The organism is Kitasatospora sp. NPDC093679, assembly GCF_040683455.1.
GTDB lineage: Bacteria > Actinomycetota > Actinomycetes > Streptomycetales > Streptomycetaceae > Kitasatospora > Kitasatospora arboriphila.
This window is the reverse complement of sequence record NZ_JBFBDW010000022.1, coordinates 57,008-70,608: the sequence shown is the minus strand read 5'-3', so window position 1 is coordinate 70,608 and position 13,601 is coordinate 57,008. Positions and strand designations below refer to the sequence as shown.

Below are 13,601 nucleotides of genomic sequence, written 5' to 3'. Positions count from 1 at the left end.
GGGTCTTCGGCTCCATGTCGTCTCGCTCGGCGGGTGCTGCCGGTCGGTGACCGCAACGGTCAACGGGCCAGCACCCGGGCGTACACCTGCTCGATCGCGCGCTGCGCCCCGGCCGTGTCGAAGGTCCGGGACCGCTCCCGGGCGGCCTTCCCGAACCGCTCGCGCAGCCCCTCGTCGGCGGCCAGCCGGCCGAGCGCGCCGGCCAGCGCCGCCGGGTCGCCCGGCGGCACCAGCAGCCCCTCGACACCGTCGTCCACCACCTCCGGCATCCCGCCGACCCGGGTCACCACCGACGGCAGGCCGCTGGCCATCGCCTCCATCAGGGCCACCGGCAGGCCCTCCTGGCGGGAGCTCAGGGTGAACACGTCCAGCGCGGGCAGCAGCGCCGGCACGTCCGGCCGGGAACCGGCGAACACCACGCCCCCGCCGGCCCGGGCCCGTAGCTCGGCCTCCAGCGGCCCGGCGCCGATCAGCACCAGCGCCGCCGAGGGGTGCTCGCGGCGCAGCAGCCCGAAGGCGGCGAGCAGGGTGGCCTGGTCCTTCTTGGCGGTCAGGTTGCCGACCGTGCCGACCACCGGTGCGTCCACCGGCAGACCGAGCGCGGCGCGGGCGGCGGCCCGGGCGGCCGGCCCCTCGGGGGCGCCCGCAAGGTCCGGGCCGTGGTGCACCACGGTGACCCAGCCCTCGTCCGGACGCCGCCGGGCGATCGTCGCCGCCACCGCGTGCGAGACCGCCACCACCGCGTCGTTGCGCCGGTACGTCAGCGCGTTGGCCCAGCGGGTGGCCGTCCGGTACCGCTCCCAGACGTTGTGCTCGGTGTGCACCAGCCGCGGCGCCCGCCGGCCGACCGCCAGCAGCCGGGCCGCCACCGCCGGGACCGGCATGTGCGAGTGCACCAGGTCGTAGCGGCGCTCGGCGAGCAGCCGGCGCAGCCGCACCGGCCAGAGCGCACCCGGCGCCCCGCCCAGGCAGTGCACCCGCACCCCGGCCGCCTCCAGCGCGGGCACCAGGGCGTCCTTGTACGGCAGCACGTAGGCCACCTCGATCTCGTACCGCCCGGTGTCGGCGTGCCGGGCGCAGTTCAGCAGCAACTGCTCGGCGCCGCCCCGGCCGAGGCCCTTGGCCAGCCAGAGCACCCGCCGGCGGCCGCTCACCGCTCCTCGATTTCGCGCAGCTGCAGCGTCGTCTCGACCACCGACTCGCCGCCGGGCCGGCGCGCCCAGCTCGGTGCCGCCCGGTGGTGCTCCTCGGCGACGGGCGCGACCGGCGCGGGCGGTGCCGGCCGCTCGGCGGGCCCCGGCCGGCCGGCAGCCTCCCCGCGCGCCGCGGCGGGGGAGCGGCGGCCCTCCTCGGACCGCGCGGAGGCGGTGGCCGTGCGGCCCACCAGCAGCGCACCGGTGCGCAGCCCGTCCCGCTTCAACCGGCGCCCGGAGGGGCCGATCGTGCCGAGCAGAGCCACCCCGGCGACCGGCACACCGGTACGGGCCAGCAGCTCGGAGACCCGGTCGGCCTGCTCCGGCGTCACGTTGCCGGCCATCGCCGTCACCAGCACCGCGTCGGCGTGCTGCACGAGGTCGTAGGCGTCGTTGGCGTGCAGCAGCGGCGAGGTGTCGATCAGCACCACGTCGGCGTGCTCGCGGGCCCGCCGCAGCACCTCGCCGGCCCGCAGCACCAGCGCCGCCGGGTAGGCGGTGGTGTTGCCTCCGGTGATCAGCCGCACCCCCTCGGTGCCGGTCTCGCGGATCAGGTCGTCCAGCGCCGACAGCCGTTCGCCGCTGAGGAGTTCGGCCATGCCCGGACCGTCGCCGACGCCGAAGTGCAGATGGGTCTGCGGGTGCCGGAAGTCGCAGTCGAGCACCAGCACCCCGCGGCCGGTCTCGGCCAGCGCGGCCGCCAGGTTGGCGACGGTGGTGGTGCGGCCGTCCCCGCTGCGCCCGGACATCACCAGGATCACCGGCGCGGGACCGCCACGGCCCCGGGCGGCCGGCTCGGCGCCGGGCCGGCCCGACAGCGACTCCGGACCGGTGAGCAGCAGGGTCGAGCGCAGCGAGCGGTAGGCCTCGGCCGCCGGGTCGGACGGGCGGGCCACCACCAGCGGACCCCGCAGCCGGCGCAGCCGCCGGGAGAGCTGCGGGATCTCGCCGATCACCGGCAGGTTGAACGCCTCCTCGGTGGTGTTGCGGGTCCGCAGCCGGGTGTCCATCCGGCTGAGCATCACCGCGGCGACGACGCCGAGCGCGAGGCCGAGCACCACCGCCAGGGTGAGGCGCACGCCGCGGCTGGGCGAGCTGAGCAGGCTGCCGCCGGCCTCCTTGGCGTCGATGCTGCCCCACTGCTGGATCGCGTCGGTCTGGCTGTAGTTCTGCAGGGTGCTGATGTCGGTGAGCGTCTTGGTGAGCGCGTTGAGCGCGGCCGTCAGCTGCGGCTGGAGCTTCGGCTGGTCGGCGGAGCCCGCCTTGGTGAAGGCGTGCTGCAGGTTGTTGACCTGCTCCTGCTGGGTGTCGGCCTGCGCCTGGAGGCGCTTGATCGACTCGTCGGCGCTCTTCTTCGACTCCTGGCCGTAGCCCGTGATGGTGGCGTCGGACAGCGCCGCGGCCAGGTCGGTGCAGGACTGCTGGGTGGGGCCGGTGGTGGTGAAGACCAGCATCTGGGTGGAGGCCGCGGTGACGGTGCGCCGGGCGGCGAGCGCGGCCACGTCCGTGACGTGGAGCTTCTTCGCCGCGGTGGTCGTCACGTCCGAGCCCTGCGCGTAGCTCAGCACCTGATCGGCCCGGACGGACTCGCCGGCACCGGCCACCGGGGTGATCGCCACCTTGCACTGCCACTTGCCGTCGTCCACGGCGTCGCCCGCCGGCGTCAGCAGGAAGCCGATGATCAGCGCGGCGAGGGTGCAGCCGACGAGCAGCCGCCAGTAACGCCGCAGGACGGTGAAGTGGTTTGCCGGTTCCACCGGTTGGTTCCCCTCGCGATCGTGGTGCGGGCACGCGGGACACCGGTCCGGCCCGCCTCGGCGGACCCCGGTGCCGCCGGATGCGGCAGGGTCGGGTGCGGCGGCTCCCCGGCGCCGGGCCGGGGGAGGACGCGATCAGGTGGCGGCGGCCGGTAACGCGGTGGACCGGCGCGGACCGTCCGGCAGGACGGCGCATCGTGGCAGTCGTTGTGACATCGGGCCCCCTGACGGCGTCACCCACCCGGCCGCCCCGGCCCGGATGCCTCGCGCGGATCGCCGTGCCCCCCGGCAGCCCGCTTCCCCCCTGCGATGCTTGCCGTCCCGGACCTGGGGCGCAAGCGCTTTGGCGATTCTCGGCGGGGCACATTTCGGCCCTCCCGCGCGTCCTGCCATGGTTGCGGCGGCTTTGTCCGCTTTCCGTGGCATGTCAACTCCGGTGCGCGGGGCGGCACTTCGGCGCGGACCCGATGTGGCCCGATGTGGCCAGGTGTGGCCCGGCGCAGCCCCGGCGCGGCCTCAGCGGCCGGCCGGCACCCGGCGCAGCGACCGCTCGTAGAAGCCGACCATCTGCCCGCAGACCTGCGCCAGCGTGAACGAGGTGAGGAACCGGGCCCGGGCCGCCTTCACCCGCACCCGCGCCGCCGCCCGGTCGTCCAGCGCCGACACCAGCGCCGCCGCCAGCTCGGCCGGCCGCTCCGGCGGCACCAGCAGCGCGTAGTCCTCCGAACCGACGGTCTCCCGCAGCGCCGGGACGTCCGCGCACACCAGCGGGACCCCGACCCCCATCGCCTCCATCGCCGCACTGCCCAGCCCCTCCCAGCGGGAGGGCACCGCGAACGCGTCCGAGGCCGCCATCAGGTCGTACACGTCGCCGCGCGGGCCCAGGAAGCGCACCTGCCCGGCCCGCCCCGCCAACGCCTCCAACCGGGCGGTCTCCGTACCCGGGCTGCCCGCCAGCAGCAGCACCGCCTCCGGCACCTGCCGGCGCACCCCCGCGAACGCCTCCACCAGCACGTCCAACCCCTTCTGGTACTGCTGCCGGGCGGCCGCCAGCACCACCGGGGTGTCCTGCGCCAGGCCCAGCGCGGCCCGCACCGCCGCCCGCCGCTCCGGCGTCACCGAGCCCAGCAGCTCCGGATCGCGGCCGCGCGGTACCACGTCGATCCGGTCCGACGAGACCCGCAGCCGCCGCGCCATCGACGAGGCGACGTGTCGGGTCAGGGCGTGGAAGCGCCGGGTGCCCTGCGCCGTCGCCGCGTCCACGGCCTGCGCCGCCCGCACCTTCCACGGCGACAACCCGCGCGCGTGCAGGTGCTCCGGCCCGTACGAGGAGTTCACCAGGCTCGACACCACCGGGGTGCCCGCGGCCAGCGCCGCCGCCCGGCCCAGCACGTCCGCCTCGTACAGCGTGGTGTGCACCAGGTCCGGCCGGTGCTCGCGGACCAGCCGACGCAGCGCCGCCGCCCGCCCGGCCCGACCCGACCCGTGCACCCCGAACACCCGCGCACCCGCCGCCACCAGCTCCGGCTGGAAGCCCCCCGGCGACTCCTTGAGGTACGCGACGTCCAGGCGCACGCCCGAACGCACCAGGTGCGGGGCCATCGCGGCCAGGCCCTGCTCGGCACCGCCGATCCGGTGCAGGCTGTCGATCACATAGAGCACGTGCACAGCAGCGACCCCCCGGGAACACCGGCGCGGCAGGTCTCCCGTCCGTCCCGCGCCCTGACAGGCGCTCAGCATCCCAGCCCCGGCCCGCCTCCGCCAGGAAAACCGCGACGACGCCGCACCGCACGCCCCGGGCGGGAGCGGGCAGCACCTCAGGGGCGCGTGGGGGCACCTCCCGGCCGAAGGCTGGGGGAGAACTGCGCAATCCTGGGACGGTTACGACAACAGATGGGCCGGCCCGGATTCGTACGGCGAGCCACATCCGAACTGCGCAGTTCCCCGCGCCCCTGAGGTGCTGCCCCTGAGGTGCTGCCTCTGAGGTGCTGCCTCTGAGGTGCTGCCCCCGGGGTGCACCTCCCCGAACGCCTGCGGGCGGTGGGCGGGCTGTGCCAGGGTCGGGGGATGCCAGCCGCCGAGTCCGCGCGTCCCGCCGTCCTGCACCTGGTCACCGACCCTCGGCGGCGCGGCGCCCAGAACCTCGCCCGCGACCTGCACGCCGAACTGCTCCGCCGCGGCCACCGCTCCGAGCTGCGCTCCCTGCGACCGCACCCCGACGCCCCCGGTGCCCCCGCCGTCGGGGACGCCGAGCCGCTCGGTCCGGGCCGCTTCCACCCGGCCACCCTGCGGGCGCTGCGCGCCGCCGCCCGCCGCGCCGACGTGGTCGTCGCCCACGGCTCCTCCACCCTGCCGGCCTGCGCCGCAGCCCTGTTCGGCAGCCGCGCCCCGTTCGTCTACGTCAACATCGGAGACCCGCGGCACTGGGCGGCCTCCCCGGTCCGCCGGCTCCGCACCGGCCTGCTGCTGCGCCGTGCCGCCGCCGTGGCCGCGATCTCCGACGGGGCCCGCGAGGTCCTGCTCGACCACTACCGGCTGCCCGCCCGCAGCGTCCGCACCATTCCCAACGGCCGTGCCGCCGACCGCTACCCGCCCGCGGCGGACGAGGCCGACCGGCAGGCCGCCCGCGCCGCCCTCGGCCTGCCCGCCGCGGGCCCGCTGCTCGCCTGGGTCGGCGCGCTCGCCCGCGAGAAGCGCCCCGACCTCGCGCTGGACGCCCTCGCCCTGCTGCCCGGCGTCCACCTCGCGGTGGCGGGCGACGGCCCGCTGCGCGCCGAGGCGGCCGCCCGCGACACCACCGGCCGGGCGCACTTCCTGGGCGCGCTCACCGATCCCGCCCCGCTCTACCGGGCCGCCGACGCCCTGGTGCTCACCAGCGACAGCGAGGGCGTGCCCGGGGTGCTGGTGGAGGCCGCGCTCGCGGGCCTGCCCGCCGTCGCCACCGACGTCGGCTGGGTCCGTGACGTCGTCCGGGACGGCGTCACCGGCAGGCTCGTCCCGCCCGGTGACGCGGCCGCCCTGGCCGGCGCCGTCGAGAAGCTGCTCGCGGATGCGCACGGCGCGCTCGGCGCCGCCGCCCGCCGGCACGCGCTCGACCGTTTCGACCTCGGCGTGGTCGCCGACGCCTGGCAGGTCCTGCTCGCCGAGACCGCCCGCCGCGGCTCCCGACGCACCGTCTGAGGGCGTCCCGCGCACCGTCCGGAAGCCTCCGGCGCGCCGTCCGGAACGGGCGCGCCGCCGAATCCGCCCCCCGCCTGTGCGCCGCCGCAGGGTGCGCGCATACTGGCCTGCGCGGCTCGCACCGCGCGACAGGGCCACTCCGGACCCGGCACGGCTGCGCCGCGACGGGGGAAGGTGCGCGATGGCAGTACTCGCGATCATCGTCGGAGCCGGTCTGCTCTGGATGCTGACCGGTGTCCGGGTCGTCCAGCAGTACGAGCGCGGGGTGGTCTTCCGGCTCGGCCAGGTCCGCGGGCAGGTCCGCGGACCCGGCCCGACGCTGCTGATCCCGCTGGTCGACCGGATGCGCAAGGTCAACGTCCAGGTGATCACCATGCCGGTGCCGGCCCAGGAGGGCATCACCCGGGACAACGTCTCCGTCCGGGTCGACGCCGTGGTCTACTTCCGCGTCGTGGAGCCGATCCGGGCCACCGTCGACGTGCAGAACTACATGTTCGCGATGTCCCAGGTCGCCCAGACCTCGCTGCGCTCGATCATCGGCAAGAGCGACCTCGACGACCTGCTCTCCGGCCGGGAGAACCTGCACCGCGGCCTCGAACTCATGCTGGAGAGCCCGGCCGTGGGCTGGGGCGTGCACATCGACCGGGTCGAGATCAAGGACGTCGCCCTGCCCGACTCGATGAAGCGCTCGATGGCCCGCCAGGCCGAGGCCGACCGTGAGCGGCGCGCCCGCATCATCACCGCCGACGGCGAGTACCAGGCCGCCGCCAAGCTCGCCGAGGCCGCCACCGTCATGGACGCCACCCCGGCCGCCCTGCAGCTGCGCCTGCTGCAGACCGTCGTCGAGGTCGCCGCCGAGAAGAACTCCACCCTGGTGCTGCCGTTCCCGGTCGAGCTGCTGCGCTTCTTCGACGCCGGCGCCAAGGCCGCCGGTGCCGCCCCGACGACCGCTCCGGCGCCCGCCGCCGAGGTGCCCGCGGCGGAGCAGGCCGGGACGCCGGCGCTGCCGCGGCCCGCCGAGGCGCCCGACCACGCCGCCCTGACGAAGACCGAGCACACCCCCGAGGCCTGACCCCGCCGGTGAGCCCGGCCCGCCCGATCGGCCGACCGCTCGGCCGATCGGGCGAATCCGTCCCCACCGGCCCCGCCTCGGCTGGAGACTGACGCACCGTCACTGCCAGGCTGGAGCCGTGAAGCTGCTGCGCACCGCCACCGCCCTGCTCGCCGCGACCGCCGCCACCGCCGCGATGGCCCCCGGCACGACCGCCGCGGCCGCCGCCCCCGACACCCCGCGCGAGGGCGCCCACGCACTGCTCCCCGCCCACGCGCCGCACCCCGGCCACCCGCAGCGCGCCGCCGCCGAGCGGCAGGAGGCCGTCGAGTTCTTCTGGTACGGCTGCAAGCACTGCGCCCAGTTCGAGCAGCCGCTGGAGCGCTGGGCGGCCCGGCACCGCGACGACGTCGTGCTGCGCCGGGTGCCCGCCGTCTGGCAGGGCGGCCCCGACGAGCAGCGGCAACTCGGCCACGCCCGGCTCTACTACACGCTGGAGCGGCTCGGCGCCGTCGACCGGCTGCAGGCCGAGGTCTTCCGGGCCGTCCGCGAGCGCCACGAGGACCTCACCACCGAGTCCGGCGCCGCCGCCTGGGCACTCGCCCAGGGCCTGGACTCCGCGGCCTTCCGCGCCGCCTGGCGCTCCCCGGAGGTCGACCGGCTGGTCGCCGACGCCCCCGGGCGGATGGCCCGCAACCGCATCACCGAGATCCCCACCGTCCTGGTCGGCTCCGGCCGCACCTCTCCCACCGGCGCCGGCGGCGTCGAACGGATGCCGGACGCCATGGACACCCTCGTCGAACACCGCTGACCCGGACGGGCCGCGCAGCCGCCCGCCGGCGGCCCGGGAGCCGGCCCACCCCTACCCGATCCACCTTCACCGAACCAGCCCCTGGCGCGCACACCTTGTGCCAGAGTGGGACGCCCGGGTCGCACCGCCTGAGCTGCGGCCCACCGGCAGCCACATGCGAGAGGGCGGGGGCCCGTGGGGGGACACAGCGCGCAGGTCGTCGACGGGCGCGGCACGGAGACGGCGACCCGGCCCGCCGTGTCCGAAGGACCGCCGCAGGAGCTGCTCTTCAAACGGCGGCTGCGCCCGGCGCGGACCGCCCGCGAACTCTGGGCCGCCCGCGAACTCGTCCGCGCCCTCGCCGAGCGCGACCTGCGCGCCCGCTACAAGCAGGCCGTGCTCGGCTTCGCCTGGGCGGTGCTCACCCCGCTCGCGCTGTGCGCCATCTTCACCCTGGTCTTCCACCGCGCCGTCAAGATCGACACCGGCGGGGTGTCCTACCCGCTCTTCGCCTACGTCGGCCTGATCGTCTGGCAGTTCTTCAGCAACACCATGAACCAGGGCGCGCTGAGCCTCGCCAACAACCTGAGCCTGCTCAACAAGGTGTACTGCCCGCGCGAGGTGTTCCCGCTCGCCACCATGCTGGTCGCCTCCGTCGACATGCTGATCGGCGTCGGCGTGCTCGCCGTGCTCTTCCTGGCCACCTGGACGGCCCCCGCCGCGACCGCCCTGTGGGTGCTGCCGCTGCTCGCGATCCAGTTCGCCTTCACCTACGGCGTCGCCCTGATCCTCTCCGTCGCCGTCGTCTACCTGCGGGACGTCCGCCACCTGCTGCCGATCATCACGCAGATGGGCGTCTTCGCGACCCCGGTCGCGTACCCGCTGGCCCGGATCCCCGTCCGGCTGCAGGAGGTCTACTGCGGCGTCAACCCGCTCGGCGCCGTCATCGAGGGCTACCGCCGCGCCCTGCTGTACGGCCAGGCCCCCGACGCCCGGCTCACCGTCATCGCCGCGGTCTCCTCGCTGGTCTTCCTGGTCGGCGGCTACCTGTTCTTCAAGAAGCTGGAAACGGGGATCGCCGATGTCGCGTGAGCACGAGCCGGGCACCATCCGCACCGAGCACGTCTGGAAGCGGTTCAAGGCCGACCAGCAGCGGATGCTGCTGCGCGACAAGGTCGAGTCGATGGCCCGCCGGCTGCGCGGCGGCCGCGGCGAGGACTGGCGCTGGGCCCTGCGCGACATCAACCTGCACATCGAACCCGGCGAGTCCGTCGGCCTGATCGGCTCCAACGGCTCCGGCAAGTCCACCCTGCTCAAGATGCTGACCCGGGTGATGTACCCGTACGGCGGCGTCATCGACGTCCGCGGACGGATCGGTGCCCTGATCGAGATCCGGGCCGGCATCCACCCCGACCTCACCGGCCGGGAGAACGTCTACCTGTTCGGCGCGCTGCTCGGCCTCAAGCGCCGCGAGGTCGCCTCCCGCTTCGACGACATCGTCGAGTTCGCGCGGCTCGGCGGCGCTATCGACCGGCAGGTCAAGTTCTACTCCTCCGGCATGCAGATGCGCCTCGGCTTCGCCGTCGCCGCCTACCTGGAGCCGCACGTCCTGCTCGTCGACGAGGTGCTCGCCGTCGGCGACGCCGTCTTCCAGCAGCGCTGCCTCGACCGGATGCGCGAGGTCGCCGAACAGGGCACCACCATCGTCTTCGTCTCCCACGACCTGCCGGCCGTGCAGTCGATCTGCCGCCGCGGCGTCTGGCTGGAGCAGGGCACCGTCCGGGTCGACGCCGGGATCAAGGACGCCCTGGCCGGCTACCGGGACTCCATCGAGGCCCAGTCCGAGGCCTCCGCCCGCTCCGGCGAGCCGCTCCAGCTGCTCAAGTACGAACTCGTCGGCGAGGACCGGGAGAACCTCACCACCGACGAGCCGATGACCGTCGAACTCACCCTCGGCGGCGACTACCGCGGCGACGCCACCCTGCACCTCGGCGTCAGCGAGGGCACCTCCAGCCCGATCTTCCAGATCAGCCACGAGATCCGGCTCACCGGCGACGACCACCACATCGCCTGCGTGATACCCCGCCTCCCGCTGCCCCGCGGCCGATACACCCTCTGGGCGGGCGTCTACTCCATCGGCAAGACCGACGGCGGCACCCTGATGAGCTGGCACTCCGTCGGACAGTTCGACGTGTTCGGTCCCGTGCTGGACACCCCGCCGCGGGCCGTGGTGCTGGCCGCGCCGGTCTTCGTCCCGCACCACTGGGAGGAGTCACCGCGGTGAGACCCGTCAGAGTGCTGGTGCACCTGAACAACCTGGCCCTCGGCGGGGCGCAGCTGAACGCCGTCGACATCGCCCGCACCCTGCGCGACCGCGGCCACGACCCGGTGCTCTTCGCCCAGGGCGTGGCCGGCGACGCACCCCTCGTCGGCGTCGCCGCCGGGCACGGCCTCGACGTCGTGGTCGCCGGCGGCCCGGACACCCCGCACGCCGAAGTCCGCCGCAGGATGCAGAAGCTGGCGGACGAGCACGGCAGCGAACTGATCCACGCCTGGGAGGTCCGCGCCGCCCGCAACGGCTTCTTCGGGCCCGGCAGGCTCGGCCGGATCCCCCTCGTCACCACCTTCTACGGCATCCGGATGCTGCGCGGCATGCCCCGGCACCAGCCGCTCGTCCTCGGCCTCGGCGCCCTCATGGGCGACGGCCGGGCCTTCGGCCACCGCGACGTCCGCCTCGTCGAACCGCCCGTCAACACGGCCACCGACGCCCCCGGCCAGGCCGACGGCGCCGCCTGGCGCCGCGAACACGGCATCGACGACGAGGAGTTGCTGCTCGCCATCGTCACCCGCCTGGTACCCGACCTGGAGAAGGACGCCGGCGCCGAACTCACCGTCGCCGCCGTCCGCGCCCTCAACGACCCCCGGGTCCGCCTCGCGATCGTCGGCGCAGGCCCCAGCCTGGACCGGCTGCGCGCCTGCGCCGCCGAGGCCAACGCCGCCCTCGGCCGCGAAGCCGTCCTCGTCCCGGGCCAGCTGGCCGACCCGCGGCCCGCCTACGCCGCCGCCGACATCGTCCTCGGCATGGGCGGCTCCGCCCTGCGCGGACTCGCCTTCGCCAAGCCCGTCGTCGTGCACGGCGCAGCCGGCTACTCCGCCGTCCACGAACCCGGCCCGCTCGTCGAACCGCACGCCTCCCGCTGCATGTACGGCCGGGGCGACGGCAGCCGCGACCCCGGCCCGCTCGCCGACCAGCTCCGCGGCCTCCTCGGCGATCCCGGCCGCCGCACCGAACTCGGCCGCTGGGGACGGGACTGGGTGGTCGGCCGCTTCTCGCTGGAGAGCGTCTCCTCCGCCTTCGAGCAGCTCTACCTCGAAGTGCTCGCCGCCCCGCCGGGCCCCGCCCGCTGGCTCCGCGACCTCGAACAGATGGCCAGGTACGAGTTCGCCAAGCCCACCGCGCTCCGCCTGCTACGGCGGTGAGCCACCGGGCCTGCCGGGAACGGTGAGCACCCGGCCGGTCATTCCCTGTGATCGAACCCGTCGATCCGGCGTTGTGACGGCGTTGCCGCAGCTGGCAGCCTTACGGCGTCGGGTCGTTCGCGGGCGCAGCGCGCGGCGACCGCTCCGCCCTCCTTCTATCCAAGGGATCTGACAGCATGTCACGCGAGATCAGCGTCGCCATCGCCTACCACAGCGGCTACGGCCACACCGCCCGGCAGGCCGAGTTCGTCCGCCAGGGCGCGGAGGAGGTCGCCGGCACCACCGTCCACCTGATCGCCGTCGACCAGATCACCGACGAGCAGTGGGCGCAGCTCGACGCTGCCGACGCCATCATCTTCGGCTCGCCGACCTACCTCGGCGACGTCTCCGCCGCCTTCCGCACCTTCGTCGAGAAGACCAGCGGCCGCTGGATGCAGCAGCAGTGGAAGGACAAGCTGGCCGCCGGCTTCGTCAACTCCGGTGCCAAGAGCGGCGACAAGCTGCACGCCCTGCAGTCGCTCTCCGTCTTCGCCGCCCAGCACAGCATGATGTGGGTCAGCCTCGGCCTGCTGCCCGGCTGGAACAAGTCGACCGCCTCCGAGTTCGACCTGAACCGCCTCGGCGTCTGGCTGGGCGCCGCCGCCCAGTCCAACGGCGACCAGGGCGCCGACGCCATGCACAAGTCCGACCTGGCCACCGCCGAGCACCTCGGCCGCCGCGTCGCCGAGCAGGCCCAGCGCATCAGCGCCTGACGCCCGGGTGACCCCAGGGGCGCGGAGAACTGCGCGCAGTGGAAAGGCACCTGGTCAGTGTCTTCCGACTCGCGCAGTCCCCCGCGCCCCTCTTTCGGGTTCGCCGTACCTGACAGGTGCGCCGCCCCTCGAGTGCGCGGTTCTCCCCCCCAGCCTTCGGCCGGTGTCCTCACGCGTCCCTGAATCGACCACCCGAGCACCCTTTGAAGGCAGCTCCTAGTGGTGTTCGTAGGTGCGCCCCTTCCAGGCCGCGCCCCGGCCGCGCCGGTGCTGGAGCGCCGAGTCCACCGTCATCAGCAGGTAGAGGCCCGCCGTGAACGGCAGCAGCAGCGCCTCCCCCCACGGCCGCCCGTAGTACCGCTCCATCGGGACGAAGGTCCCCGTCATCACCGCCCAGGCGGCCCCGCCGAGCGCCGCGACCGCCGCGGATCCCGCCGCCGCCCCCGCGACCACCGCGACGACCGGCACCAGGTAGACCAGGGCCAGACCGAGGACCGTCCCGGCGAGCAGCAGCGGCGAGTGCCGCAGCTGGGCGTAGGCACTGCGGGACACCATCCGCCACAGTTCCGCCAGCCGCGGGTAGGGCCGCACGCTGTCGACCTGCTCGGCCAGCCCGAGCCAGGTCCGGCCGCCGGTCCGCTTGACGGCGCGGGCGAGGTTGACGTCGTCGATGACGGCCCCGCGGATCGCCGCCACTCCGCCCGCCCGTTCCAGTGCCTCCCGGCGGACGAGCGTGCAGCCGCCGGCCGCGGCCGCGGTCCGGGATCCGGGCCGGTTGCTCCACCGGAACGGGTACAGCTGGGCGAAGAAGTACACGAAGGCGGGCACGATCAGCCGCTCCCAGCGGGTCTCGACCCGCAGCCGGGCCATCTGCGACACCAGGTCGAGGCCGTTCGCCCCGGCGGCGGAGACGAGGTCGGCGAGCAGGGTCGGGCCGTGGGCGATGTCGGCGTCGGTGAGCAGCAGATAGTCGGTGTCGCCGGCGAGTTCGACGCCGTGCCGCAGGGCCCACAGCTTGCCCGTCCAGCCGGCCGGCAGCGGGGGAGGGACGGCCACCTCCAGCGGCAGTCCGCCGCCCTCGCCGAGGCGGGCGGCGAGCGCCCCGGTGCCGTCCGAACTGTGGTCGTCGACGAGGATCACCCGCGCGGCGCCGGGGTACTTCTGGGCGAGCAGGCCGGGCAGCGACTGCGGCAGTACGGCGGCCTCGTCCCGGGCGGGGACGACCACGGCCACCGACGGCCAGCGGCGGGGTGCGGGCCGGGGCGGCAGCCGCTGGTCGGTGCGCCAGAACATGCCGTGGCAGCAGGCGAGCCACAGCCAGATCGCCAGGGACAGCGCGGACACCCACAGCAGCACGGTCACTCCGGCAGTCTGCCGCACGGCTGCCCGTCCGCAGCG

General features: G+C 75.1%; 11 protein-coding genes. 7 read left to right on the top strand and 4 right to left on the bottom strand.

The window, feature by feature from the left end:
- Nucleotides 1-59: 59 nt before the first annotated feature.
- The 3 genes from AB0O09_RS19760 to AB0O09_RS19750 all read right to left on the bottom strand — a co-directional run bounded on the left by AB0O09_RS19760 (nucleotide 60) and on the right by AB0O09_RS19750 (nucleotide 4,612).
- A complete protein-coding gene (locus tag AB0O09_RS19760) occupies nucleotides 60-1,154 on the bottom strand; it encodes a glycosyltransferase (protein WP_363542936.1) in 1,095 nt (364 codons plus the stop codon).
- Complete coding sequence (locus AB0O09_RS19755; protein ID WP_363542934.1) at nucleotides 1,151-2,950, bottom strand: AAA family ATPase; 1,800 nt, start codon at nucleotides 2,948-2,950, stop codon at nucleotides 1,151-1,153. Before AB0O09_RS19755 ends, AB0O09_RS19760 begins: the two co-directional genes overlap by 4 nt.
- A 516-nt stretch (nucleotides 2,951-3,466) precedes the next feature.
- Nucleotides 3,467-4,612, bottom strand: coding sequence for a glycosyltransferase family 4 protein (locus tag AB0O09_RS19750; protein ID WP_363542932.1), 1,146 nt, complete (start codon nucleotides 4,610-4,612; stop codon nucleotides 3,467-3,469).
- Nucleotides 4,613-5,017: 405 nt separating this feature from the next.
- Here AB0O09_RS19750 and AB0O09_RS19745 point away from each other — a divergent pair, with 405 nt between their 5' ends.
- From AB0O09_RS19745 to AB0O09_RS19715, 7 genes are all read left to right on the top strand, one after another.
- Nucleotides 5,018-6,130 (top strand): glycosyltransferase, encoded by a 1,113-nt coding sequence (locus AB0O09_RS19745; RefSeq protein WP_363542930.1) that lies wholly within the window; start codon nucleotides 5,018-5,020, stop codon nucleotides 6,128-6,130.
- Nucleotides 6,131-6,311: 181 nt separating this feature from the next.
- Nucleotides 6,312-7,202 (top strand): SPFH domain-containing protein, encoded by an 891-nt coding sequence (locus AB0O09_RS19740; protein WP_363542928.1) that lies wholly within the window; start codon nucleotides 6,312-6,314, stop codon nucleotides 7,200-7,202.
- A 118-nt stretch (nucleotides 7,203-7,320) separates the two neighbouring features.
- Nucleotides 7,321-7,992, top strand: coding sequence for a thiol:disulfide interchange protein DsbA/DsbL (locus AB0O09_RS19735; protein ID WP_363542926.1), 672 nt, complete (start codon nucleotides 7,321-7,323; stop codon nucleotides 7,990-7,992).
- Between the two features lie 237 nt (nucleotides 7,993-8,229).
- Nucleotides 8,230-9,063 (top strand): ABC transporter permease, encoded by an 834-nt coding sequence (locus tag AB0O09_RS19730; RefSeq protein WP_363542924.1) that lies wholly within the window; start codon nucleotides 8,230-8,232, stop codon nucleotides 9,061-9,063.
- The gene (locus AB0O09_RS19725) at nucleotides 9,053-10,255 is read left to right on the top strand and encodes an ABC transporter ATP-binding protein (protein ID WP_363542923.1); all 1,203 of its coding nucleotides are present in this window, start codon (nucleotides 9,053-9,055) and stop codon (nucleotides 10,253-10,255) included. The genes AB0O09_RS19730 and AB0O09_RS19725 overlap by 11 nt, the downstream gene beginning before the upstream one ends.
- Complete coding sequence (locus AB0O09_RS19720) at nucleotides 10,252-11,451, top strand: glycosyltransferase family 4 protein (RefSeq protein ID WP_363542921.1); 1,200 nt, start codon at nucleotides 10,252-10,254, stop codon at nucleotides 11,449-11,451. Before AB0O09_RS19725 ends, AB0O09_RS19720 begins: the two co-directional genes overlap by 4 nt.
- A 176-nt stretch (nucleotides 11,452-11,627) precedes the next feature.
- Complete coding sequence (locus tag AB0O09_RS19715) at nucleotides 11,628-12,203, top strand: flavodoxin family protein (protein ID WP_363542919.1); 576 nt, start codon at nucleotides 11,628-11,630, stop codon at nucleotides 12,201-12,203.
- A gap of 216 nt (nucleotides 12,204-12,419) precedes the next feature.
- Here the strand turns inward: AB0O09_RS19715 and AB0O09_RS19710 are convergent, their stop codons facing one another.
- Nucleotides 12,420-13,565, bottom strand: coding sequence for a glycosyltransferase (locus tag AB0O09_RS19710; protein ID WP_363542917.1), 1,146 nt, complete (start codon nucleotides 13,563-13,565; stop codon nucleotides 12,420-12,422).
- Nucleotides 13,566-13,601 lie beyond the last annotated feature (36 nt).